The sequence below is a fragment of the Azospirillum sp. genome (genome assembly GCF_050789165.1).
Window position 1 is genome coordinate 21,088 of sequence record NZ_JBOZRT010000088.1, and the last position, 24,110, is coordinate 45,197.

General features: G+C 70.0%; 22 protein-coding genes. 8 read left to right on the forward strand and 14 right to left on the reverse strand.

Annotated elements, in window-relative coordinates:
* Window positions 1-110: 110 nt before the first annotated feature.
* From ACRWK7_RS19110 to ACRWK7_RS19135, 6 genes are all read right to left on the reverse strand, one after another.
* Window positions 111-1,556, reverse strand: coding sequence for an aldehyde dehydrogenase family protein (locus ACRWK7_RS19110; protein ID WP_431857878.1), 1,446 nt, complete (start codon window positions 1,554-1,556; stop codon window positions 111-113).
* A gap of 135 nt (window positions 1,557-1,691) precedes the next feature.
* Window positions 1,692-2,966, reverse strand: a complete 1,275-nt coding sequence (locus ACRWK7_RS19115; protein ID WP_431857879.1) for a TRAP transporter large permease — start codon at window positions 2,964-2,966, stop codon at window positions 1,692-1,694.
* A 4-nt stretch (window positions 2,967-2,970) separates the two neighbouring features.
* A complete protein-coding gene (locus ACRWK7_RS19120) occupies window positions 2,971-3,516 on the reverse strand; it encodes a TRAP transporter small permease (RefSeq protein ID WP_431857880.1) in 546 nt (181 codons plus the stop codon).
* A gap of 118 nt (window positions 3,517-3,634) precedes the next feature.
* A complete protein-coding gene (locus tag ACRWK7_RS19125) occupies window positions 3,635-4,609 on the reverse strand; it encodes a TRAP transporter substrate-binding protein (protein WP_431857881.1) in 975 nt (324 codons plus the stop codon).
* Window positions 4,610-4,646: 37 nt separating this feature from the next.
* Window positions 4,647-5,429, reverse strand: a complete 783-nt coding sequence (gene otnI, locus ACRWK7_RS19130; protein ID WP_431857882.1) for a 2-oxo-tetronate isomerase — start codon at window positions 5,427-5,429, stop codon at window positions 4,647-4,649.
* A 172-nt stretch (window positions 5,430-5,601) separates the two neighbouring features.
* Window positions 5,602-8,715, reverse strand: coding sequence for a carbohydrate-binding domain-containing protein (locus ACRWK7_RS19135; protein WP_431857883.1), 3,114 nt, complete (start codon window positions 8,713-8,715; stop codon window positions 5,602-5,604).
* A 245-nt stretch (window positions 8,716-8,960) separates the two neighbouring features.
* On the opposite strand from ACRWK7_RS19135, the gene ACRWK7_RS19140 reads away from it, so the two are divergent.
* From ACRWK7_RS19140 to ACRWK7_RS19150, 3 genes are all read left to right on the forward strand, one after another.
* On the forward strand, window positions 8,961-9,890 hold the full coding sequence (locus tag ACRWK7_RS19140; RefSeq protein WP_431857884.1) for a dihydrodipicolinate synthase family protein: 930 nt from the start codon (window positions 8,961-8,963) through the stop codon (window positions 9,888-9,890).
* Entirely contained in the window at window positions 9,890-10,675 is a 786-nt protein-coding gene (locus ACRWK7_RS19145) for an SDR family oxidoreductase (protein WP_431857885.1), read from the forward strand. Before ACRWK7_RS19140 ends, ACRWK7_RS19145 begins: the two co-directional genes overlap by 1 nt.
* A 70-nt stretch (window positions 10,676-10,745) precedes the next feature.
* Window positions 10,746-11,726 (forward strand): hydroxyacid dehydrogenase, encoded by a 981-nt coding sequence (locus ACRWK7_RS19150; protein WP_431857886.1) that lies wholly within the window; start codon window positions 10,746-10,748, stop codon window positions 11,724-11,726.
* Window positions 11,727-11,834: 108 nt separating this feature from the next.
* On the opposite strand, the gene ACRWK7_RS19155 is transcribed toward ACRWK7_RS19150, so the two are convergent.
* Window positions 11,835-13,502 carry a bacteriohemerythrin gene (locus tag ACRWK7_RS19155; RefSeq protein WP_431857887.1) on the reverse strand — a complete coding sequence of 556 codons (1,668 nt, stop codon included), beginning with the start codon at window positions 13,500-13,502 and terminating at the stop codon, window positions 11,835-11,837.
* 16 nt (window positions 13,503-13,518) lie between these two features.
* On the reverse strand, window positions 13,519-15,069 hold the full coding sequence (locus tag ACRWK7_RS19160) for a hypothetical protein (RefSeq protein ID WP_431857888.1): 1,551 nt from the start codon (window positions 15,067-15,069) through the stop codon (window positions 13,519-13,521).
* A 197-nt stretch (window positions 15,070-15,266) separates the two neighbouring features.
* Between ACRWK7_RS19160 and ACRWK7_RS19165 the strand changes: the two genes are divergently transcribed.
* The gene (locus ACRWK7_RS19165) at window positions 15,267-16,760 is read left to right on the forward strand and encodes a pentapeptide repeat-containing protein (RefSeq protein WP_431857889.1); all 1,494 of its coding nucleotides are present in this window, start codon (window positions 15,267-15,269) and stop codon (window positions 16,758-16,760) included.
* Between the two features lie 27 nt (window positions 16,761-16,787).
* Here ACRWK7_RS19165 and plsY read toward each other — a convergent pair whose 3' ends face one another.
* The 4 genes from plsY to ACRWK7_RS19185 all read right to left on the reverse strand — a co-directional run bounded on the left by plsY (window position 16,788) and on the right by ACRWK7_RS19185 (window position 20,723).
* The gene (gene plsY, locus ACRWK7_RS19170; RefSeq protein WP_431857890.1) at window positions 16,788-17,384 is read right to left on the reverse strand and encodes a glycerol-3-phosphate 1-O-acyltransferase PlsY; all 597 of its coding nucleotides are present in this window, start codon (window positions 17,382-17,384) and stop codon (window positions 16,788-16,790) included.
* A gap of 4 nt (window positions 17,385-17,388) precedes the next feature.
* Complete coding sequence (gene pyrC / locus ACRWK7_RS19175) at window positions 17,389-18,696, reverse strand: dihydroorotase (RefSeq protein WP_431857891.1); 1,308 nt, start codon at window positions 18,694-18,696, stop codon at window positions 17,389-17,391.
* On the reverse strand, window positions 18,696-19,649 hold the full coding sequence (locus ACRWK7_RS19180; protein WP_431857892.1) for an aspartate carbamoyltransferase catalytic subunit: 954 nt from the start codon (window positions 19,647-19,649) through the stop codon (window positions 18,696-18,698). Before ACRWK7_RS19180 ends, pyrC begins: the two co-directional genes overlap by 1 nt.
* A gap of 165 nt (window positions 19,650-19,814) precedes the next feature.
* Window positions 19,815-20,723 (reverse strand): transcriptional regulator GcvA, encoded by a 909-nt coding sequence (locus ACRWK7_RS19185; RefSeq protein ID WP_431857893.1) that lies wholly within the window; start codon window positions 20,721-20,723, stop codon window positions 19,815-19,817.
* Between the two features lie 133 nt (window positions 20,724-20,856).
* Here ACRWK7_RS19185 and ACRWK7_RS19190 point away from each other — a divergent pair, with 133 nt between their 5' ends.
* Together ACRWK7_RS19190 and ACRWK7_RS19195 are read left to right on the forward strand one after the other, a co-directional pair.
* The gene (locus ACRWK7_RS19190) at window positions 20,857-21,090 is read left to right on the forward strand and encodes a DUF1127 domain-containing protein (RefSeq protein ID WP_431857894.1); all 234 of its coding nucleotides are present in this window, start codon (window positions 20,857-20,859) and stop codon (window positions 21,088-21,090) included.
* Between the two features lie 3 nt (window positions 21,091-21,093).
* A complete protein-coding gene (locus ACRWK7_RS19195; protein WP_431857895.1) occupies window positions 21,094-21,528 on the forward strand; it encodes a GFA family protein in 435 nt (144 codons plus the stop codon).
* A gap of 8 nt (window positions 21,529-21,536) precedes the next feature.
* Here the strand turns inward: ACRWK7_RS19195 and ACRWK7_RS19200 are convergent, their stop codons facing one another.
* On the reverse strand, window positions 21,537-22,454 hold the full coding sequence (locus ACRWK7_RS19200) for an AEC family transporter (RefSeq protein WP_431857896.1): 918 nt from the start codon (window positions 22,452-22,454) through the stop codon (window positions 21,537-21,539).
* 6 nt (window positions 22,455-22,460) lie between these two features.
* On the reverse strand, window positions 22,461-23,006 hold the full coding sequence (ruvX, locus tag ACRWK7_RS19205; RefSeq protein ID WP_431857897.1) for a Holliday junction resolvase RuvX: 546 nt from the start codon (window positions 23,004-23,006) through the stop codon (window positions 22,461-22,463).
* Window positions 23,007-23,154: 148 nt separating this feature from the next.
* On the opposite strand from ruvX, the gene ACRWK7_RS19210 reads away from it, so the two are divergent.
* A complete protein-coding gene (locus tag ACRWK7_RS19210) occupies window positions 23,155-23,739 on the forward strand; it encodes a hypothetical protein (protein WP_431857898.1) in 585 nt (194 codons plus the stop codon).
* An 82-nt stretch (window positions 23,740-23,821) separates the two neighbouring features.
* Complete coding sequence (gatC, locus tag ACRWK7_RS19215; RefSeq protein ID WP_431857899.1) at window positions 23,822-24,109, forward strand: Asp-tRNA(Asn)/Glu-tRNA(Gln) amidotransferase subunit GatC; 288 nt, start codon at window positions 23,822-23,824, stop codon at window positions 24,107-24,109.
* The last annotated feature ends 1 nt before the right edge of the window (window position 24,110 follow it).

Here is a 24,110-nt window from a genome sequence, read left to right on the forward strand (position 1 = left end):
TCCCGTTGGTCCCTTTTGCCCCCTCCCTAGCCCTCCCCCGCTGCGCGGTGGAGGGGATCAAAGCCCCCTCTCCCGCGAAGCGGGGGAGGGATGGGGAGGGGGCCGCGCTTTTAGTCGTGCTTGATGGCGACGGTCTTCACGGCCGAGAAGCCGTACAGCGCCTCGAAGCCCTTTTCGCGGTTGAAGCCGCTCTTCTTCACGCCGCCGAACGGCAGCTCGACGCCGCCGCCGGCGCCGTAGTTGTTGATGAACACCTGCCCGGCGTGCAGGCGCCGCGCCATGCGCAACTGCCGGCCGCCGTCGCGCGTCCACACGCCGGCCACGAGGCCGAAGGGCGTGCCGTTGGCGATGCGGACCGCCTCCTCCTCCCCGTCGAAGGGAATGAGGGCGAGGGCGGGGCCGAAGACCTCCTGCTGCTCGATCGCGCAGCCGGGCGCCACGTCGCCGAACAGCACCGGCGCGACGTAGAAGCCGCCCTTGGGCGCGCCATCGACGATGCTGCCCTCGGCCAGCACCGGGAAGCCGTTCGCCCGCGCCGCCGCGACCATGCCGGCGACGCGGTCGCGCTGCTGCGCGTTGATCAGCGGGCCGACGTCGTGGTCTTCCAGCGCCGGGCCGACCTTCAGCTGCCTGAAGCGGTCGGCGATCATGGCGGCGAAGCGCTCGTAGATCGGCCGCTCGATCAGCACGCGGCTGCCGGCCGAGCAGGTTTGCCCGGCGTTCTGCACCGAGGCCCGCACCACGAAGGTCAGCGCCTGTTCCAGGTCGGCGTCGGCGAACACCACCTGGGGCGACTTGCCGCCCAGCTCCAGCGTGACCGGCACGATGTTGCGCGCGGCGGCCTGCTGCACCAGCACGCCGACCTCCTGGCTGCCGGTGAAGGAGACGTGGTTGATGCCGGGGTGGCCGGACAGCGCCGCGCCGGCCTCCTCGCCGTAGCCGGTGACGACGTTCAGCGATCCCGCCGGGAAGCCTGCCTCGTGGGCCAGCCGGCTGAGGTGCAGCGTGGTCAGCGAGGCGTCCTCGCCCGGCTTCACCACGCAGGCGTTGCCCATGGCGAGCGCGGCGCCGACGCTGCGGCCGATGATCTGCAGCGGGTAGTTCCACGGGATGATGTGCGCCGTGACGCCGTGCGGCTCGCGCAGGGTCAGCACCGTGTAGCCGTTCTGGTACGGGATGGTGTCGCCGTGCACCTTGTCGGCGGCCCCGCCGTAGAACTCGAAGTAGCGGGCGCAGGCCGTCACGTCCGCCTTCGCCTGGGCGAACGGCTTGCCGACGTCGCGGCTTTCCAACTCGGCCAGGGCGTCGGCGTCCCGGAGGATGAGGGCGGAGAGCCGGAACATCAGCCGCCCGCGCTCGGCGGCGGTGAGCTTGCCCCAATCGCCGTCCAGCGCGTCGCGGGCGGCGGCCACGGCGCGGTCGATGTCCGCCGCCGTGCCGCGCGGGATGGCGGCGAAGGTCTCGCCGGTGGAGGGATCGACGCAGGGGATCGTCCCGCCGCCCAGCGCATCGACGAACGCGCCGCCGATCAGGAGCTTGGTTTCGATCTTGGTCATGGCCGTTTTCATGTTCCTTCTTTGACCGTCATCCCCGCGAAGGCGGGGATCCATTCCTTCCCGGTGCGTCGCTTCGTCGCGAAGCCTGGATCCCCGCCTTCGCGGGGATGACGGCCGAGAAAGTGGCGAATGTCCTCAGTACACCAGCCCGCGGAAGAACAGCGTCACCGCGGGCACGTAGGTGATGACCATCAGGCAGGCGAAGACCACGATGACGAACGGCACCAGCCGGCGGATGATCTGCTCCAGGCTCAGGCCGGCGACCTGGCAGGCGGCGAACAGGTTCACGCCGAAGGGCGGCGTGATCATGCCCATGGCGAGGTTGACCACCATGATCAGGCCGAAATGCACCGGGTCGACGCCGAAATGCACCGCGACCGGCGCCAGGATCGGCGCCAGCACGATGATCGAGGCGGAGGTCTCGACGAACATCCCCACCACGAACAGGAACAGGTTGACCGCCAGCAGGTAGCTGCCGGCGCTGCCGAACGTCTCGGAGATCCAGGCGCCGATGGCCGCCGGAACGCCGGCCCGGGTGATCAGGAAGCTGAACAGCCCGGCCGCCGCGATGATGAACATGATCACCGCCGACGACAGCACCGACTTGCGCAGGATCGGCGCCAGATCGGCCCAGGTCACCGCGCGGTAGACGAACATGCCGACGATGAAGGCGTAGACCACCGCCACCACCGACGCCTCGGTGGGCGTGAACACGCCGCGGTAGATGCCGCCGATGATGATGAAGGGCATCAGCAGCGCCAGCGCCGCGCGCTCCGTCGCCTTGACGAAGCCCATGCGGCCCTCGCGGTCCCGTTTGCCCCAGCCGTTGATCTTGCAGGTGACGTAGGTGAACACCGTCAGCGCGCCGCCGATCAGCAGCCCCGGCCCGATGCCGGCGATGAACATCTCGCCGATGGAGACCTCGGCCGACACGCCGTAGAGGATCATCGGGATCGACGGCGGGATGATGACGCCCAGCTCCGCCGAGGTGGCCTGCAGCGCCGCGGCGAAGTCTTTGGGGTAGCCGTGCGCGATCATCGCCGGGATGATGATGGCGCCGATGGCGAAGGTGGTCGCCACGCTCGACCCCGACACCGACGCGAAGATCATGCAGGTCAGCACGCAGGAGCAGGCGAGCCCGCCCTGGATGTTGCCGACCACCGACTTGGCGAACTCCACCAGCCGGGCGGAGATGCCGCCGGCCTCCATCAGGTTGCCGGCCAGGATGAAGAACGGCACCGCCATCAGCGGGAAGCTGTCGATGCTCGTCATCAGCTTCTGCGCGACGACGATCAAAGGCATGGTGGTGAAGAACGAGATGCCGCCGATGGCCGCCGCCGCGATGGCGACCGCGATCGGCACGCTCAGCGCGAACAGCGCCACCATGACGATGAGCATGAAGCTGGTCATGGCGTCACACCTCGTACACTTCCTGGGGGGCGGTGGACACCGGCTCGTGCCGGCGGACGGCGGCGATCTCCTCCGCCGCGCGGGCGAGGAGGCCGACCATGGACAGCACCGCTCCCACCGGGATGGCGGCGTAGACCCAGGCGATGGAGATGCCCTCGCCGGTGAACGGGTTGTCGACGCCGGCCAGCATCTGGAACTGCGCCCGGCCGACCATCTGCCAGCCGGCCCAGGCGATCACCGCCAGCACCCCCAGCGACAGGCCGGTGATCGCCGCCACCAGCGCGATGCGCGTGCTGCCGCGGGTGCGGGCGTGCACGAACTCGACGGTGATCAGCGCGCCCTGCCGGAAGGCGACGGCGACGCCCAGGTAGACCATCCAGATGTCGATGGAGCGGGCGGTCACCTCCGACCAGGTGGAGGGCTCCTCGAACACGAAGCGGGTGATGACCTGATAGAACGACACGATGCAGGCCAGCACCAGCAGCGCCATTGCGGCCCGCATGGTCCAGCGCATCAGGAACCTCTCGAACGCCGACAGGGCCGCGAGCATGGGGACTCCTAAGAGCGATGCCCCCTCCCTGACCCTCCCCCGCTGCGCGGTGGAGGGCATGGCGGCGGAGCCCCCTCTCCCGCGGAGCGGGGGAGGGATGGGGAGGGGGCATAGGCGGTCAGTACTTGTAGTTCCTGATCTCGTCGATCTTCGCCTGGCCGAACTTCTTGGCGTACTCGTCGTACGCCGGCTTCAGCGCGGCCTGGAAGGCGGCGGCGTCGACGCCGGTGGTCACTTCCATGCCCTGCTTCCTCAGCTCCTCGATGCCGCTGGCGGCGTCGTCCTCGGCCTTCTGGCGCATGGCCTTGGCGCCGGTGAGCGCGGCCTGCTTGAACCAGCCCTTCTCCTGGTCGGAGAGCTTGTTCCACACGTTCGGCGACAGGATGATCAGCGCCGGGGAGTACACGTGCTGGCTCACCGTCAGGTATTTCTGCACCTGGGAGAACTTGGCGCCGAGGATCACGCCGATGGGGTTCTCCTGGCCGTCCACGGTGCCCTGCTGCATGGCGGTGAACAGCTCCGGGAAGGCCATCGGGGTGGGGAGCACGCCCAGCGTCTTGAAGGCCGTCATGTGCACCTGGTTCTCCATGGTGCGGATCTTCAGGCCCTTGGCGTCCTCCGGCGTCTTCACCGGCTTCTTGGAGTTGGTCAGGTTGCGGAAGCCGTTCTCGCCCCAGGCCAGCGCGATCAGGCCGTGCTTGGGGAACTGGTCGAGGATCTTCTGGCCGATCGGCCCGTCCAGCACCGCGTGCGCGTGCTTGTAGTCCTTGAACAGGAAGGGGATGTCGGTGACCAGCGTGTCGGGCACGAAGTTGCCGACCGGGCCGGTCGAGGTGGCGACGATGTCGACCGTGCCGATCTGCGCGCCCTCGACCATCTCGCGCTCGCCGCCCAGCGCGTTGGCCGGGAACTGCTTGATGGTCCACTTGCCGTTGGACAGCCGGGTCAGTTCCTCGTTCATCGCCGTGACGCCGACGCCGTAGTGCGAGGTCGGCGGCAGCGAGTAGCCGGCCTTCAGCTCCTCCGCCGACGCGGGCGCCGCGGCGAGCCCGAAGCCGAACACGGTGGCGGCGATGATGGTCCTCAGGTGCATTGGTCTACCTCCCGTTTTATCGTTGTCGCTGGAGCGCTCACGCCGCGAGATAGCGGTGCGCCCAGTTCAGTCCGTCCAAGGTTCCGGCCCGCGGCCGGTATTCGCAGCCGACCCAGCCGGCGTAGCCGGTGGCGTCCAGTTCGCGCAGCAGGTGGTGCGGGTCGCACTCGCCCGAGTCCGGTTCGTGCCGGTCCGGCACGCCGGCGATCTGCACGTGGCGGATCGCGGGGCCGAGCCGGCGCATCCGCATGGTCAGGTCGCCCTCCATGATCTGCGCGTGGTAGAGGTCGAACTGCAGGCCGAGATTCGGCGCGCCGACCCGCTCGATCACCGCCATCGCCTCGTCCGAGGTGCGGAGCAGGTAGCCGGGCATGTCGCGGCTGTTCAGCGGCTCGATCACCACCGTGCGGCCATGGTCGTCGGCGCGGTGCGCGGCGTGGCGCAGGCGCTCGACATAGAGGGTCAGGGCGTCGGCGCGGTCCAACCCTGCGGGTGGGATGCCGGCCATGACGTGCAGCGTCGGGCAGTCCAGCGCCTCGGCGTAGATCAGCGCGCGCTCCACCGATTCCACGAAGTCCGTCTCGCGGTCGGGCAGGCAGGCGAGGCCGCGCTCCCCCGCCGCCCAGTCGCCGGGCGGCAGGTTGAACAGGGCGACCTGCACGCCGGCGAACTTGCGGGCGCGGGCGACCTCCTCGGGGGCATGGTCGTAGGGGAAGAGGAACTCGACGCCGCGGAAGCCGACCTCGGCGGCCGCGCGGAAGCGGTCGAGGAACGGCAGCTCGGTGAACAGCATCGTCAGATTCGCGGCGAGCCGGATCATGGCGTCTGCCGGAGTGCGGACGTGGTTCGGGCGGCGTGGGTCGTCATGGTCCTCCCTGGCGCGTCTGGTGCGCGCGTTCGTGGGAGGCGATTGTTGACACGAATGCTTTGGTCGTCAAGCAATTAGCGCCGCGCCGCCGGGGCGTCGCCCGGCGGCGCGGCACCAAAGGAGGTCAATGGTCCCAGAACGTCGGCATGGCCGTGCTGGCGGTGTAGCCGTGCTCGCCCATGGCCGACCAGCCGAGGTCGTGGATGCCCATGCCGAAGGCCGGAGAGGTGGCCTGCAGCATGTACTTGCCGTAGTAAGCGTCCACGAACATCGGGTTGCCGGTCACGTCCGCCTGCCCATAGGTCGGCACGTTGTAGACGAGGTTCTGGTCGATCACCGGATTGTTGGCGGTCAGCAGCTCGTGGTAGTCGTCCACCGGCAGGGTGCCGGCGACGATGTTCTTGATCACCACGTTGTTGATCGGCGTGCCGAGGTCGCCGAACTTCGGGTTCCAGCCGATGCGGATGAACTCCTCGGCGTTGCTGGTCATGATGGCGACGTTGTTCTCCACCAGATTGTTGTCGCCGCCATGGATGTGCACGCCGGCCTGGCTGGTGTGCTTCAGGAAGTTGTCGCGCACGGTGACGCCGCCGGTCAGGTCGTCCAGGTAGACACCGAAGCCCTTCCACTGCGACAGCCACTGGTCCGAGGCGTTGGTGGCGAGGCCGCCCACCCCCTCGATCCAGTTGTTGCGGACGATCATGCCGGTATCGACGCTGGAGCGGCCGAGGATCTCGATGGCGCCGGCGTCCGCCGTCTCCCGCACCGTGTCGGTGATGTGGTTGTTCTCGATGATGTTGCCGGTGTTGATGTTGGTCGCGTTGTAGTTCTTGAACGAGATGCCGTAGCGGGCGCTGTGCGCGATGTCGTTGTTGGAGATGACGTTGTCGTCGGCGCCGGTGGCCATGATGCCGGCCACGTGCTTGCGCACCTCGCCGATGTGCTGGATGTCGTTGGCGTAGATGCGGTTGGCGTTGCTGTCGTTGACCAGCTCGATGCCGTGGTTGGCGACGTGGGCGATCTCGTTGCCGCCGATCAGGTTGTTGCCCGCCGACTTCAGCAGGATGCCGGTGCCGACGTTCTCGAAGCTGTTGTTGCCGATCCTGTTGCCGCTGGCCGAGATCAGTTCCAGCGCCGCATAGTCGGTGCGGCCGTCGGTGAAGCCCAGCCCCTCCACCGTCACGCCGGTGGTGCCGTTCAGCTTGATCATGGTGCCGAGCCGGCCGACGGTGACGCCCGCCGCCTCGAAGCCGGCGGAATCCGCCGGCTTGATGACCAGCCGGCCGTCGGAGGCGCGGTAGGCGAACTCCCCGGCCTGATCGACGAACGACGCGTTGTCGAGCAGGCGGTAGGTGGCGCCCTCCTGCAGCACGAAGGGGATGGCGTTCTTGAAGGTGATGGTGCGGGTTGCGTCGTCGATGCGCGCCACCTCGACGATGGCGTCGGTCAGCCGCTCCACGTCGAAGACCTGGATCTTGGTGCCGGGCGCCAGATCGGCGGCCGAGACGTCGCCGGCGTGGTAGCGGATGGCCGAGGCGCTGGGCCCGTTGGAGGCCGCGTCGGCGAAGAACCAGCCGGACTTGACGTCGGCGGCGTCCCAGGCGCCTTTCTCGGCGAGGTGCTGGCGCACGCCGCCGATCATCACGTCGAAGCCGCTGGCGGCCGACACCTTGGCGGAATAGACGCCGTTGCCCTCGTGCACCCAGCCGGTGACCTTCTCGCCGCCGCTGAGGGTCGGCGTCTCGCCCGGGTAGTTCTTGAAGGAATGGCCGTTGTCGAGGGAGGTCAGCTCCAGCGTCTTGGTCAGGCTGTACTTGCCCTCGCGGACGTAGGTGGTGTCGATGTCGCTGGTCCGCATGGCGTCGCGGGCGCGCTCCAGCGTGGCGAACGGGCCGTCGGTGCCGTCGGCGTTGGGCGCGGACAGCTTGCCCGACCACGTGTCCTTGCCGTTGGCGGCGACGTAGAAGGCCGGGCCGGTCGGCGGCGGCAGGATGGGCTTCTCGAAATAGACCGACGGCGCGGTGAAGCCGAGGGCGCCGCCCCAGTACAGCCCCTCCTGCCCGGCGACCACGTCCTTGCCGTCGAACGCGCCCTTGTCGTAGGTGACGCCGGAGTCGGTGACCTTGACCTCATGGCCGTTGATCGTCACCGACTTGACGAACAGGTTGCGGTCCTGGCCGTTGGCGACCCCGTCGTTGTCGTAGTGGATCTGCACCTTGTGGGCGACGGTCGGGTCGAGGTCCGTCGTGAAGGTGAAGGGGGTGACGGCGCCCGAGGTGGCGCGGCCCTCGCCGATCTGCACGCCGTCCACCAGCACCTTGAAGTGCGGCGCCACGCCGCCGGCCGAGGAGCCCCAGGCGTTGACGACGATCTCCGCCGGCTTGGTCGGCGCCGGCTCGGGCGGGGGCGGGGGACGGACGATCGGGCCGCCGAATTCCTCCTCGCCCAGGCCCCAGCTCAGGGCGCCGCCCCAGTACAGGCCCTCCTGCCCGGCGACCACGTACTTTCCGTCCACCACGCCCTTGTCGTAGGAGGCGCGCGAGTCGTTCGCCGCGAACTCCTTGCCGTCGATGGTGATGGAGCGGACGTAGAGGTTGCGGTCCTGGCCGTTGGCGGTGCCGTCGTTGTCGTACCAGACCTGGACCTTGTGCGCCTCGTCCGGGTTTAGCGTGGTCTTGAAGCTGTAGGCGGCGAGCGAACCGGTGGCCGTGCCTTCGCCGACCACCACGTCGTCCACCAGCAGCTTGAAGTGCGCCTGCTTGCCGCCCGCGGCGTCGCCCCAGGCGTTGACGGTGATGGTGCTGGTCATCGACGGCGGCACCACCACCGGCGGCGGGGGCGGCGGCAGGAAGGCGGAGGCGGGCAGGGCGACGTTGAGCGCGCCCTTCCAGTACATGCCCTCCTGGCCCGAGATCACGTCCTTCCCGTCCAGCGCGCCCTTGTCGTAGGTCACGATGCGGTCGGTGGACTTGAAGACGTTGCCGTTCACCTCGAATGACTTCACGAACAGGTTCATGTCCTGCCCGTTGATCGTGGCGTCGTTGTCGTATTCGAGCTGCAGCAGGTGCGCGCTGTCGGACGGGACGTCGGCGGTGAAGACGTACTTGGTGGGATCGGAGGTACTGACCGTCGCCTCGCCGATCTTCTGCCCGTCGAGCCGCAGGATGAAGTGCGGCCAACGCCCGCTGGCGACCTGGCCGTAGGCGGTGATGGTGAAGGTGGTGGGGATGGTGGTCATGGTCGAAGCCTCGCTCGTGCGTTTGCACGCGATGCTCCGTTCGCTGGGTTAACCGCGGGAAACCAATGATGGTTAAGATTTGGCGAAGCGTTGCTTGTCACAGTGACAATTATCGGGCACAGCGGTTGGCCATCCCGGGACGCGCTCCGCGCATGCGCGCCATGCGGCGCCGGGCGGCCCTGGACAAGGCACGCGTGATGGTGCTTGGCTAGGCCCCAACAATCAGTCAGGAGGGACGACGGGACATGGCGTTGTTGGACGAGTCCGCCAAAGGCGTCTTCATCATAGCGGTCACCCCGTTCACGGACGGCGGCGACCTCGACCTCGCCAGCACCGACCGCATGGTCGATTTCTACCTGGAGCGCGGCGTCACCGGAATCACGGTGCTCGGCATCATGGGCGAGGCGCCCAAGCTGACCGCCGAGGAATCGCGCACCTTCGTGCGCCGCGTGCTGAAGCGCGTGAACGGCCGGATCCCCACGGTGGTCGGGGTCTCCAGCCCCGGCTTCGCGCCGATGAAGGAACTGGCCGACGCGGTGATGGACGACGGCGCCGCCGGCGTCATGGTCGCCCCGGCCGGGCACCTGCGCAGCGACGACCAGATCTACGGCTACTACGCCGGAGTCGCCGAGGCGCTGGGCAAGACGCCGTTCGTGCTGCAGGACTACCCGCTGACCACCAACGTGCAGATCCCGGTGGGCGTGCTGAACCGCATCCTCAAGGACATGCCCACCTGCGTGATGGTCAAGCACGAGGACTGGCCCGGCCTCGGCAAGATCAGCGCGTTGCGCGCCGCCTCGGACAAGGGCGAGGTGCGCCGCGTCAGCATCCTGACCGGCAACGGCGGCCTGTTCCTGCCGGAGGAGATGGGCCGCGGCGCCGACGGCGCGATGACCGGCTTCGCCTTCCCGGAGATGATGACCGGCGTGGTGGACGCCTACGGCAAGGGCGACGTGGAGCGCGCCCACGACCTCTTCGACGCCTACCTGCCCTACGCCCGTTACGAGCAGCAGCAGGGCATTGGTCTGGTGGCGCGCAAGTACGTGCTGGCCAAGCGCGGCGCCATCGCGTCCGCCGCGTTGCGCAAGCCCGGCGGCAAGCTCTCGCCCGCCGACGTCGCCGACATCGAGCTCCTGCTCGCCCGCCAGGATAAGCGCCTGAAGGAGATCGCCTGATGGATCTGGGAATCGCCAACCGCCGCGCCCTGGTGCTGGGCGCCAGCCGCGGCCTGGGCGCCGCCTCCGCCCGCGCGCTGCTGGCCGAGGGCGCCACCGTCATCGCCGCCGCCCGCACCGAGGCGCGCACGCAGGAGTGGATCGACGCCCTGCCGGACGAGCAGCGCAAGCGCGCCCGCGCGCTGCCGGTCGACCTCGCCGACCGCGCGTCGGTGGACCGGCTGGCCGACGCCGTGCTGGCCGAGGGCGGGGTGGACATCCTGGTCAACAACTCCGGCGGCCCGCCGCCGGGCATGGCGCGCGACGCGACGCTGGAGCAGTGGACGCAGCAGTTCGCCATGATGGCCGGCCACCTGTTCCATCTGGCGCAGCGCCTGCTGCCGCCGATGGAGGAGCGCGGCTGGGGCCGCATCATCACCATCGGCTCGTCGGGCATCGAGCAGCCGATCCCCAACCTCGGCCTGTCCAACGGCATCCGCGCCGCGATCCTCGGCTGGTCGAAGACGCTGTCGAACGAGGTGGCGTCGAAGGGCATCACCGTGAACATGGTGCTGCCCGGCCGCATCCAGACCGAGCGCATCGGCGAACTGGATTCCGCCAACGCCAAGCGCCTGGGCAAGACCCAGGACGAGATCGCGGCGTCGGCGAAGGGTGCCATCCCCGCCGGCCGCTACGGCCAGCCCGAGGAGTTCGGCGACGCGGTCGCTTTCCTCGCCAGCGAGCGGGCGCGCTACATCACCGGCGTGAAGCTGCGCGTGGACGGCGGGCAGACCAAGGGGGTGTAAGTCCTCAACGCCATCTTTCCGTCATCCCCGCCTTCGCGGGGATGACGGCTCCTTTTTGGGGAGACCTGCGATGACTGCCCCCGTCTGCCTGATCGTCCAGCCGATCCACATCGCTGGGGAGCGCCGGCTGGAGGAGGCGGGGATCGCGCTGAAGCGCGCGCCCTCCGCCGACACCAGGGACGTGGTGCCGCTGATCGGCGACGCCGACGCCGCCATCACCCGCAACGCCGGGCTGAAGGCGGCGTCGATGGACGCCGCGCCCCGGCTGCGCATCGTCGCCAACCACGGCGTCGGCGTGGATCAGATCGACATCCCGCACGCCACCGCCCTCGGCATCCCCGTCACCAACACGCCGGGCGGCAACACGGTGTCGGTGGCCGAGCAGGCCATCGCGCTGATGATGGCGCTCGCCAAGCAGATCGTGCCGGCGCACCGGGCGGCGCAGGCCGGCGACTTCGACGTGCGCTACCGGCTGCCCTTCGCCGAGGTGTCGGGCAAGGTGCTGGGCATCGTCGGCTTCGGCGACATCGGCCGGGCGACCGCGCGCATGGCGCACCACGGCTTCGGCATGCGCGTCATCGTGCACAGCCCGTCGGCCCCGAAGGAGCAGATCGAGGCGCTGGGCTACGCCAAGGTGGACAGCCTGGACGACCTGCTGCACGCCGCCGACGTGGTGTCGCTGCACCTGCCGCTGCGGGACTCGACGCGAAACCTGATCGGCCGGCGCGAACTGGCCCTGATGAAGCCCACGGCGTTGCTGCTCAACACCGGCCGCGGTCCGACGCTGGACGAGGACGCGCTGGTCGAGGCGCTGCGGGAGAAGCGCATCGCCGGGGCGGGCCTCGACGTGTTCTCGCGCGAGCCGCTGCCGGCCGGGCACCCGCTGCTGGGGCTGGAGAACGTGGCGCTCAGCCCGCACACCGCCAGTTCGACCGAGGAGTGCCTGGTGCGCATGGCGCTGATGGTGGCGGAATCGGTGATCGACGCGCTGGCCGGGCGCCAGCCGCTGCATCTGGTGAACCCGGAGGTGTGGGTCGGGCGGCGGTCGTAAGTGGCGTTTGCCCCCTCCCTAGCCCTCCCCCGCTTCGCAGGGGAGGGAACTCCGCCGCTCTGCCCCCTCCCCTGCGAAGCGGGGGAGGGATGGGGTGGGGGCCGCAACCTACCCCACCTCCACCCGGTTCCGTCCCGACCGCTTCGCCAGATACAGCATCTCGTCCGCTTTGCTCATCATGGCGTCCAGGCTGCCGGCGGTGCCGGTGCTCACGCCGATGCTGGCGGTCACCGGGACCGTCTTGCCGTCGATGGTCACCTCGATGCCGGAGATCGCCGCGCGCAGCCGCTCGAAGAAGCCGTACACCCCCTCCGGCGCGAGGTTGATGGCGAGCACGGCGAACTCCTCGCCGCCGATGCGGGCGATGATCTCGGCCTCGCGGGTGATGGCGCGCAGGTTGCGGGCCACCGCCTTCAGCACGTGGTCGCCGGCGTCGTGGCCCAGCGTGTCGTTGATCCGCTTGAAATGGTCGATGTCGAGGATCGCCGCGGTCAGCGCTATGGTGCCGCGCTGCATGCTGGCGAACAGCGTCTCGCCGACGTCGTAGAAGTGGCGGCGGTTGTACAGCCCGGTCAGGTAGTCGGTGGTCGACACCTCGCGCAGCGAGGTGATCAGCTCCAGCAGCTCCATGTTCTGCGCGACGCGGCAGTAGAATTCCTCGCGCAGGAACGGCTTGGGCAGGAAGTCGTTGGCGCCGGCCTTCAGGAAGCGCGCCGACATCGCCGTGCCGCCGCCCGACGACAGGCCGATGATGCACAGCCGCTCCTTGGAGTGGGTGGCGCGCATGCGCTTCACCATCTCGATGCCGTCCATGCGCGGCATGTGGAAGTCGCTGATGACGAGGCTGACGTCCGGGTGCTCGGCCAGCTGCTCCAGCGCCTCCTGGCCGTTGGTGGCGAGCAGGACGCGGAAATTGTACTGCCGCAGCAGGTCGCCGATGTAGGAGCGCGAGGTGACCGAATCGTCCACCACCAGCGCCTTGGCGTGCCGGTTGCGCACCAGCCGGCGAATCACCGAGACCAGCTGGCCGATGCTGGCCGGCGTGTCCTTGACGATGTAGTCGATGACGCCCTCGGCGGTCAGGCGCTCGCGCAGGTCCTCGGAGTAGGTGCCGGAGAACACCACGGTCGGCACGCCGGTCTCGCGGCACAGAGAGGCGACGGCGCCGTCGGCGGCGTCCGGCAGGATGACGTTGAGCACCGCCACCAGATACTCCCGCCCGTGCGACCGCAGCGCCAGCCGCGCCTCGGCGAAGGTGCCGCAGGTCTCGACGGTCAGGCCGGTGGCGGCCTGGATCTCCTCCTGCAGCACGGCGGCGAAGAATCGCGAGCTCTCGACCACCAGGATCTTCTGCGCCACCTCGGCCGGCGCCTCGCTGCGGGCGCGCTTGCGCAGGAAGCGGGCGTAGTCCATGTCCGCGACGAGGATGTGGTCGAGGATCCAGGACTGCAGGAAGCGGGCGACCCGCTCCGGCTGGCCCTCGCCGGCCATGGCGCGGATCTTCTCCAGCTGGGCCAGCAGGTGCGCGTGCGAGGCCTTGTGCGCCTCCGCCTCGGGATAGCCGGTCTCGTCGAGCAGCGCCTCTTCCCGGCTGAAGTGCTGGCGGGTGTAGGCCTCCAGATCGCGGAGCGCGGCCTTCACGACGTTGGGGCCGCGGCCGTCCAGCATGGCCGCCAGCACGTCGTTGGTCAGCGCGAAGAGGTGCTGGTGGTCGGTGTCGAGCGCGGCGGCGCCGACGGCCAGCGCCTCGCTCCAGCGGATTCGTACGTCAGGCATCGGCGCCCATCGGTCCTCACGAGGTGGACGCCGCGGCCGCCGTGCGCAGCAGCTCGGGGTCGAGGCGTTCGGTCTCCGCCAACAAGGTACGCATCTCTTCCGAGATCCACCAGCGGGACTTGCGCCGCTCGCTCACCGCCACAGCCAGAACGCGTTCGATCAGCCGCAGCTCGGCCGGGCCGCAGCGGACGCGGTTCGGCAGCGCCTCGCGCACCACGCTCAGCAGCCCCTCGTCCAGCGCGGTGATCTCAACCGGGTAGCCGACGAGCTCGGCGATCTCCGTCAGGTGCGCCAGGGTGGCCAGCCGGTCCTCGCGCGGGGAGGCGACGATCTGCCGGAACAGGCCGGTCAGGTGCTCGCCCACCGACGGCGGCCAGGGGTTGGGGGAGGCGACCAGCCCGCGCCGCCACAGCCGGTCCTTGAACTGCCGCACGAACCGCACCCCGGACAGCGCGGCGGCGGGCGGCACGTGCTCGTTCAGCTCCAAGATGCGGCGGGTCAGCGTCGGGATCAGCTCCTCTTCCAGGAGGGTCAGCAGCTCGCCGATGGAGGCGCGGATCTCGGCCTCCGAGCGCTGGTTCTGGTCGAGGTGGGCGGCGTGCGCGGCGTCGTACCAGCCGAAGTAGCGGTCGAGCAGCGTGTCCGGGTGGGCGGCGCGCTGCATGCGCGCACCGCCGGCGCCGCGGGCGCCGAGGCCCTGGCGCATCGCTTCGCGCAGCCGCTGCCCGGCGAAGCGCAGGTGCGCGACGATGGCCGAATCGACCAGCGGCAGCGCGAATTCGTGGTGCAGCACGACGGCGGTGGAGGGCTCGGCGCGGCCGTGCACGTGCGCCGCGGCGTAGAGGGCCGCCGCCTCCGGCCGCCGGGACGAGCGCTCCAGCAGCCCTTCGACCAGCGCGACGATCTCGCCGGCTTCGGCCTGGTGCGCCGGGCGGGGAACGTCGGTCCAGGCGGGGGCGGCCTCCAGCACGGTGAACAGCGTGTCGAAGTCGCCGGCGTCCAGTGGCGCCGGGGCGCCCCGGTCGGCGGTGGGCAGCAGCTTCAGCCGCTCGGCGTTGGCGGCGGCGAGGAACTTGGCGCGGGCCTGCGGGACCGCGCGCAGGGCGGACAGCTTGGCGAGGCTTTCCAGGCGCAGCATGTCCGCCCACTGGCGCGCGGAATCGGATGCGAAGATGCCGTCGAGCGGCATGGTCCGGCTGCGCTCCTCGATGGTGCCCTGGATCGCCACGGCGACGTGGGCAAGGCGCGGCGACAGCGCCCGCCACCAGCCGCCGGCGTCGGCGATGTGCACGCAGCCGGGCAGGCGGCGCTCGGCGTACAGCAGTTCGTCGTCGCGGACGATCACCGGCTCCAGCCAGCCGGTCCACAGCCGGCGCGCGTGCTCCGTCCGGTTGCCGTTCAGCACCTCCAGCAGCGCCGCGGCGATGTGCGCGCCCACGGGGTCGCTGGTCAGCTGCTTATCGACCAGATAGTCGAAGAGCTGGGCCTTCACGCCGCGGTTCAGCGGCAGCAGCGTCTGCTTGACCTTTTCCAGGCGCGCCTTCAGCGACGGCTTCGCATCGGTCATCGGCTTCCCCGCCGGCCCCAGAGATGATTCCACGCTTCACGATATAGCTTCCAATTGGTTAAAATTGTCTGCATGGTCGAAGCGCCAAACGGACGCATCGCGATGGGCGCTTTGGTGGTGAGGAATGCCTGCGGCTGCGTGTATCATGCCGCTCCCCGGACAATCGGTTAATCACTCTGGACAGGTCGAGCAAGCCTATGGCGGAACGGACGCAGGCCGAGATCGAGAACATCAAGGGCATCATCATCGCCCACCAGAACTGGCTGAAGCGCAAGGGCGGCAAGCGCGCCGACCTCAGCTTCCGCGACCTGACCGGCCTCAACCTTCCGAAGATCGACCTGACCGGCGCCAAGCTGTCGGGCGCCAGCCTGTGCGGCGCCAAGCTGATGGGCGCCAACCTGTCGCAGTGCGACCTGTTCGGCGCCGACCTGGAGGGGGCGAACCTCACCGCCGCCAACCTCTCCGCCGCCGACCTGCGCGGCGCCAACCTGCACAAGGCGGCGCTGACGGACGCCATCCTGCGCGGCGCCGACCTGCGCGCCGGCGCCGTCATGGCGGACGGTGGGGCGGGCAAGACGCAGGGCGGCGCGGCGCGCCTGACCGAGGCGCAGATGGACCGCTCGATCCTCGCCGGGGCGAACTTCGCCGGCTGCGACCTGTCGGGCGCCGATCTCGGCGACGCCGACCTGTCGGGCGCGGAGCTGACCGGCGCGGTGCTGGTGGGCACCGACCTCAGCGGCGCCACGCTGGACGGCGCGGCCTTCAACGGCACGGTGATCGATCCGGCGACGCTGAGCCGCACCTACATCCCCTTCGCCCTGCCGCCCGACGCCATCGCGCAGCCGTCCTACACCACCATGGACAAGGACGCCTTCATGGAGGCTGTGGCGGCGCACGAGCGCTGGGTGGATAGCGAAGGGCGGGAGGGGCAGCGCCTGGACCTCGACCTCGTCACGGTGCCGGACACCGATTTGTCCGGCCGCATCCTGTCGGCGGCGCGCATCCGCCGCTGCCGCTTCCCCAGGGCCAGGTGGCGCAAAGTGGGGCTGGAGATGGCCGACCTCTCCTACTGCGACCTGGAGGGCGGCGACCTCGGCGAGGCCGACCTGCGCGGCACCACGCTGCGCCGCGCCCACCTGGGCGCCGCCAAGTTGGCGGGGGCGAACGCCAAGCCGCTGATGCTGGCCGGCGGCAAGCCGTGGCCGACCAACCTGGACGGCGCCGACCTGTCCTTCGCCGACCTGCGCAACGCCGACTTCGGCGCCGCCATCCTGCTGAACGCCAAGCTGGACGGCGCCAAGCTGGAGGGCAGCGGCATCGCCCCGCCGTCCCCCGAATCCGCCCCGCCGCCGCGCCCGACGACGCCGACCGAGCAGCGCCGGCACAAGCGCTACGTCCGCCCCGTGGTGATGGTGCAGACCGAGCGCGGCGTGCACCACACCCGCAACTGGTCGCTGGGCGGCATGTGCTTCCGCATCTACGACCAGGAGGCGGTGTTCCGCCGCGGCGAGGTGGTGAAGGCCTCGCTGTCGATGGCCGACCGCATGGACATCACCGCCCAGGCCGAGTTCATCGTGCTCTCGGTCAACCCGCAGAAGGGGCAGGTGTCGGTGCGGTTCGAGCGCTACGGCGACGACCTCAAGGCGTTCCTGAAGTTCGCCTTCCAGGAGAACCTGCGGCTGGGCGGGTGAGGACCGGTCGCAGAGGAGGGCGGCGGCTTACGCCGCCTTCTTCTTGGCGCCGATCCTCGGTTCCTCGCCCTTCAGCAGGCGGCGGATGTTCGCCTCGTGCCGCACGAACACCAGCACGGCGATCAGCAGGCACAGCGCCGCCACGTCCGGCCCGGCGAGGAACCACGCGGTGACCGGGCTCAGCCCGACCGCGACCAGCGCCGACAGCGACGAGATGCGGAACAGCGCCGCCACCACCAGCCAGGTCAGGCAGGCGGCCACGCCCACCGGCCATGCCGCCGCCAGCAGCACGCCCAGCGTCGTCGCCACACCCTTGCCGCCCTTGAAGCCCAGCCACACGGGGAAGCTGTGCCCGAGCAGCGAGCCGCCCGCGGCGAACAGCGCCGCGTCGTGCCCGGCGAGGTACAGCGCCAGCAGCGTCGCGATGGCGCCCTTGCCGCTGTCGAGCAGCAGCGTGGCGAGCGCCAGCGGCTTGTTGCCGGTGCGCAGCACGTTGGTGGCGCCGATGTTGCCGGAGCCGATCTTGCGGATGTCGCCGTAACCGGCCAGCCGCGTCAGCACCAGCCCGAACGGGATCGAGCCCAGCAGGTAGCCCAGCAGGGCGCTTGCCGCGAGAGTCAGCACCGGGTCAGCCTTCCGCCTGCCAGACCGTGCGTCCGTCCACCACGGTGCGCAGCGGCCGGCCCTGCACCGGGCGGTCCTCGAAGGGCGAGTTCTTGGACTTCGACTTGAAGGCGGCCGGGTCCACCGTCCACGGCACCTCCGGGTCGAAGACCAGAAGGTCGGCGGAGGCTCCCTTGGCCAGACGGCCGGCCGGCAGGTCGAGGATGTCCGCCGGCTTGCAGGTCACGCAGGCCAGCGCCTGGAGCAGCGACAGCTTCTTCTTGTGCGCCAACTCCAGCGTCAGCGGCAGCAGCGTCTCCAACCCGATCACGCCGAACTCGGCCTGGCCGAAGGGCAGGCGCTTGTAGTCCTGGTCCTGCGGGATGTGGTCGGACGCGATGGCGTCGATGGTGCCGTCGGCCAGCCCCTCCACCACCGCGCGGCGGTCCATCTCGCCGCGCAGCGGCGGGGAGACCTTGGCGAAGGTGCGGTACTCGCCGACGTCGGTCTCGGTCAGCGCCACGTAGTGCGGGGCGGTGTCGCAGGTGACCGCGAGGCCGCGCGCCTTGGCGCGGCGGATGATTTCCACCGACTCGCCCGTGGTGACGTGCGCGAAGTGCAGCCGGCCGCCGGTCAGCTCGACGAGGCGCAGGTCGCGCTCGATCATGATGATCTCGGCTTCGCGCGGGATGCCGGTGAGGCCCAGACGGGTGGCGATCTCGCCGGCGTTCATCATGCCGCCCGACGCGAGGCTCGGCTCCTCCGGGTGCTGGATGATCAGCTTGCCGAAGCCCTTGGCGTAGCTCAGCGCGCGGCGCATCACCTTGGCGCTCTCGATGGCCCGGATGCCGTCGGTGAAGGCCACCGCGCCGGCCCGCGAGAGCAGGCCCATCTCGGTGATTTCCGACCCCTGGGCGCCGCGCGTGGCGGAGGCGTAGGCGTAGACCTTGACCAGCTTCACCTCGCGCGCCCGGCGGGCGAGGAACTCCAGGCCCGAGACGTCGTCGCGCACCGGCGTGGTGTTGGGCAGGCAGACGATGGAGGTGACGCCGCCGGCCGCCGCCGCGCGCGACACGCTCTTGATCGTCTCCTTCTGCTCGTTGCCGGGCTCGGCGACCATGACGCGCATGTCGACGAGGCCGGGGGCGAGGCACTGGCCGCCGAGGTCGACCACCTCGATCCCCTCCGGCACACCGTCCTTGAACAGGCCGGGGCCGAGGTCGGCAATCTTTGTACCATCGGTCAGCAGCGCGCCCGGCGCGTCCAGGCCGGTGGCGGGGTCGAGCAGGCGGGCGTTCACATAAGCGACCCGATTGGACATGGGGGCGGTCATCAGTTGGCTCCCCGGCGGTCGCGGGTCAGGATGTCGAGGACGGCCATGCGCACGGCGACGCCGAGTTCCACTTGGTCGAGGATCATCGAGCGCTTCAGGTCGTCGGCCACCTCGGAATCGATCTCGACGCCGCGGTTCATCGGGCCGGGGTGCATGATCACCGCGTCCGGCTTGGCGACCTCCAGCTTCTCGTACTCCAGGCCGTAGAAGTAGAAGTACTCGCGCGTCGAGGGCACGTACTGGCCGCTCATCCGCTCGTTCTGCAGGCGCAGCATCATCACCACGTCGGCGTCCTTGAGGCCCGAGAGCATGGTGTGGTGCACCTCGCAGCCCAGCCGCTCGATGGCGCTCGGCACCAGCGTCGGCGGGCCGACGACGCGGACCCGCGCGCCCATGGCGTTCAGCAGGTGGATGTTCGAGCGGGCGACGCGGCTGTGCAGGATGTCGCCGCAGATCGCCACGATCAGTCCCTCCAGCCGGCCGAGGCGGCGGCGGATCGCCAGCGCGTCCAGCAGCGCCTGCGTCGGGTGCTCGTGGTTGCCGTCGCCGGCGTTGATGACCGCGCAGTTGACCTTGTCGGACAGCAGTTTGACCGCCCCCGATTCGGAGTGCCGCACCACCAGCGCATCGACGTGCATGGCGTTCAGCGTCGCCGCGGTGTCGATCAGCGTCTCGCCCTTCTTCACCGAGGACGCGTCCACCGACATGTTGATGACGTCGGCGCCCAGCCGCTTGCCGGCCAGCTCGAACGACGTGCGGGTGCGGGTGGAGTTCTCGAAGAACAGGTTCATCACCGTCCGCCCGTGCAGGAGCTGCTCCTTCACCACGGGCTTCCGGTTGTGCTCGACGTAGCCGTCGGCCAGGTCGAGGACGAGGGAAATCTCACCCGCCGTCAAACCCTCGATGCCGAGCAGGTGACGGTGCGGGAATCGCGTTGCGGCTGGTCCGGTCATGGGGCGCGACTATAGGAGCGGCGCGGGCGGCCCGCAAGGTGGTGAGAGGCGTGTGGTTGCCCCTCCCTAGCCCTCCCCCGCTTCGCGGTGGAGGGAACTCCGCCGTCGCGTCGGCAGCCCCCTCTCCCGCAACAGCGGGGGGAGGGACGGGGAGGGGGCACTGCGCTACGCCCGCTCCGGCAGGCCCATGCGCGCCGCGTAGTCCTCGACCTCGGCGAACAGCCACTCGCGGAACACCTTGACCTTGGGGCGCTGGAAATAGTGCGTGGGGGCGACGAAGTAGTAGGCGTACAGCCCGGTCAGCGCCACGTCGAACGGCCGTGCCAGCCGGCCGGCGGCGAGGTCGTCGGCGGCCAGCACCTGCCGGGCGAGCGCCACGCCGTGGCCCTCCATCGCCGCCTGGATGGTGTGCGACGAATCGGTGAAGTGCAGGCCGCGCGTGGCGTCCATCCCGTCCACCTTGGCCAGCGCCAGCCAGTCGCCCCAGGTGACGATGTAGTCGTCGTGCAGCAGCGTGTGCTTCTTCAGGTCGGCGGGCGTCGCCAGTGTCGGCAGCAGGCTCGGGCAGCACACCGGGAAGATGTCCTCGTTCAGCAGGCGCTCGACGCGCAGGTCGGGCCAGTCGCCGCTGCCGAAGCGGATCGCCACGTCCACGTCCTGCTGGTTGAAGTCCACCATCTGCGAGGTGGTGTGCAGCCGCACGTCCAGCTCCGGGTGCGTCGCCTGGAACCGCCCCAGCCGGAGCACCAGCCACTTCGCCGCGAAGCTCGGCATGGTGGAGATGGTCAGCGTGCCGGTGGCGTCGCGGCGGATCACCCGTTCGGTGGCGCTGGCCATCAGGTCCAGCGCCTCGCGCAACGGCGGCAGGTAGGTCTGCCCGGCGTCCGTCAGCACCAGCCCGCGGTTCACCCGGCGGAACAGCGGCACCCCCAGCCATTCCTCCAATCCCTTGATCTGATGGCTTACCGCAGCTTGGGTAACGTGTAGCTCGTCGGCGGCCTTGGTGAAGGACAGCAGGCGGGCCGCCGCCTCGAAGGCGCGCAAGGCGTTGAGCGGTGGCAGGCGGCGGCTCACGGGGCGCTCCGGTCGGATTAGGTTTCCTAATCGATCCTATGAGAAAGCGTCGTTTGTCCGCAAGAACCGGGTGGGCCATCTTCCTTCTCGGAAACACACTCATCGCCACGCAGTTCGATAGGGAGACGAAGCCATGAGCCAGAGCACGAACACCGTCTTCGCCCGCACGACCTCGCGGCCGGCGAACGGCCTGCTGCAAGCGGTCGGCCGCGCGGTGGTCAGCGCCACCGACACGCTGGCCACCTGGCAGGAGCGGCGGCGCCAACGCCGGGCACTGGAGGCGCTGCCCGACCATCTGCTGCAGGACATCGGCATCTCGCGCGCCGATGCCGGCAGCGAGGCCGACAAGCCGTTCTGGCAGGGTTGAGCCATGAGCGACGAACGCCGCGTCTGGACCGGCGGCTGCGCCTGCGGCGGCATCCGCTACGAGATCACTGTGCAGCCCGGCCCGATCTCGTTCTGCCATTGCGGCCAGTGCCGCCGCCAGCACAGCCACGTCGGCGCCTACACCACCTTTTTGAAGGACGGGCTGCGCCTCGTGAAGGATGAGACGCTGACCTGGTACCAGTCGTCGGGGAACGCGCGGCGGGGGTTCTGCTCCCGCTGCGGCTCCGGCGTGATCTGGGAGGGCATCGGCTCGGCCCGCATCGACGTGGCGGCCGGCACCCTCGACGAACCCACCGGGCTGCACGCCGACAAGCACATCTGGGTGGACTTCAAAGGCGACTATTACGAGATCGGCGACGACGGGTTGGCGCAGAAGACAAGCACCGATCCGGATGGCAGCTCGACGGTGGTGTCGTAAGGCGCGGCCTACCCCAACACCACCAGGACCAGCGGCAGGCTCAGCGCCGCCAGCAGCGTCTGCACGGTGATGACGGTCGCCATCAGCGTGTGGTCGCCGCCCATCTGGCGGGCCAGGATGTAGGCGCTCGGCGCGCAGGGGAGGGCGTTGAACAGCACCGCCACGGTGAACGCCAGCCCCTCCACCCCGAACGCCACGCAGGCCACCGCCGTCAGCGCCGGCAGCAGCAGCAGCTTCACGGCGCCGGACACCAGCACGCCGCGCCCGGCCGAGCGGATGGCGCCGAGGTCCAGCCCGGCGCCCACCGACAGCAGGCCGAGCGGCAGCGCGGCGCGCGCCAGGATCTCCACCACGTCGCCGATCAGCGGCGGCTTGCCGGCGCCGCTCAGCGTCAGCGCGGCGCCGACGACCGCGGCGACGATCAGCGGGTTGCGCACCAGCCCGCCGAGGATCGCCTTGGCGCTCGCTCCCCTGGCGTCGCGGCCGTGGCCGGACAGCACGATGATGCTCAGCACGTTGACCAGCGGGATCAGCAGCGCGATCCCCACCGCCGTCAGCGTCAGCCCCGGCGCGCCGTACAGCGCCCGCGCCGCCGCCAGGCCGACGTAGGTGTTGAAGCGGACGCCGCCCTGGAACACCGAGGTGAAGGCCGGCCCGTCCAGGCCCCACAGGCGGCGCCCGGCCACCAGCAGCGCCGCCGCGGCGAGCGTCGCCGCGACTAGCGCGGCGGCCATCGGCAGCACGTCGAACGCCGCGAGGTTGGCGCGCGCCAGTTCATCGACGATCAGGCAGGGGAAGAACAGCACGTAGGTGACGCGCTCGGCCGGCAGCCAGAACGCCGCCGGCACCAGTTCGAACCGCCGCAGGGCATGGCCGACCAGAATCAGCAGGAAGATGGGCGCCAGCGCGCCGACGACGGTGGCCATCGCCGGTCAGTCGTCGCGCTCGTCGTCCAGGTCGTCCTCATCCTCGCGCGCCGCCGCCTCGGCCTGCCGGCGGGCGTGGGCCAGCGAGTCGATGGCGCCCTGCAGGATGTAGGCGGCGGCCATCTTGTCCACGACCTCGCCGCGGCGCTTGCGGGTCATGTCGGCCTCGTCGGTCATGAAGCGCTGCACCGCCACGGTGGACAGCCGCTCGTCCCAGAAGGCGATCTCCGGCTCCCAGCCGCCGAACAGGTCGGCGCGCTGCACCAGCGTCGCCGCGAAGGCGTTGGTCGCCTGTGCCCGCTCTCCCTGCGAGCCGTCCATGTTTAGCGGCAGCCCCAGCACGAAGCCGCCGACGCCGTAGTCGCGCACGATGCGCGCCAACTCCTTCGCCTCCTCGGTGAACTTGGAGCGGCGGATGGTTTGGATCGGCGAGGCGACGGTCAGCCCCGGGTCGCACACGGCGAGGCCGATGGTCTTGGTTCCGAGGTCGAGGCCGAGCAGGCGTGCCCCCTTGGGCAGCGCGGCGGCGAGGTCGGTGAGGGTGCGGATCATGAGCCGAACCTTAGGCGCACGCCTTCGGTCCGGCAAGCGTTCGCGGCGTCGAAAGCGACGGTCGAAAAGGACGTATGACGAACAGTTCCGTTTTCTTTGCGCGGCCGCGCTCCACCTTGCCTTTACAGGACGCTTTCCGGAGGACGCCATGCTGAGGGTCGCTGCGGCGCTGGTGGTGGGGCTTGGATTCGGGGCGGCCGCCCAGTCCGCCGCCGGTGCCCCACCGGTCAGCGAGGTGGTCGATCCGCGCACCTCGCCCATCGCCTTCGGCGACCCGGTCTACGGCGGGCCGCGCCCGAACGAACTGCGCCGGCTGGAGCACGGCGGCATGGACACCTTCACCGCCCGCTGGCTGCGCGACGCGGGGCAGACGATCGTCCTCTACAGCCAGGCCGGCGACGGCGAGTTCATCTCCAAGCACACCGAGCCGGCCGAGGTGCGCGAGCGCTTCATCCCGCCCGGCGGCTCCGGCCGCTCGCTCGGTGGCGGGACGACTTTCGGCGCTGGCCGGGTCTACGCGTTCGAGCGCTATGAGATGACACTGTCCGGCAATGCCTACGGCTGCTTCGTCGCGACGTCCGTGACCGCGGGCGACCTCGTGCTGGTCAACCAATGCCGTACCGACCCGGCGGCGCCTTCCGATGCCGACGTGGCGGCGGCGCTGGCGCGGCTGCGCGTCGCTTCACCCCCGCGCGAGCCGGAGGCGATGGCGCTGGGCGGGAAACGAATCTAGGCCCCTGCAACGTTGCGTACCCCCGCCGCGGGTGCTAGCTTCCGAGCCGTTTTTCCCGATACGGCGGAAGAGAGTACCAGGCATGTCGCTCGACAAGGCCACCGTGGCCAAGATCGCGCATCTGGCCCGCATCAAGGTGCCGGAGGAAGAGCTCGGCCACCTCGCGGGCGAGCTGAACAACATCCTCAGCTTCGTGGAGCAGCTGAACGAGGTGGACACCGGCAACGTCCCGCCGATGACCTCGGTCGCCGCGCAGAAGCTGCGCCGCCGCCAGGATCAAGTCACCGACGGCGGGTACCCGCAGGACATCGTCAAGAACGCCCCGGAAGCGGCCGAGGGCTATTTCGCCGTGCCGAAGGTGGTCGAATAAC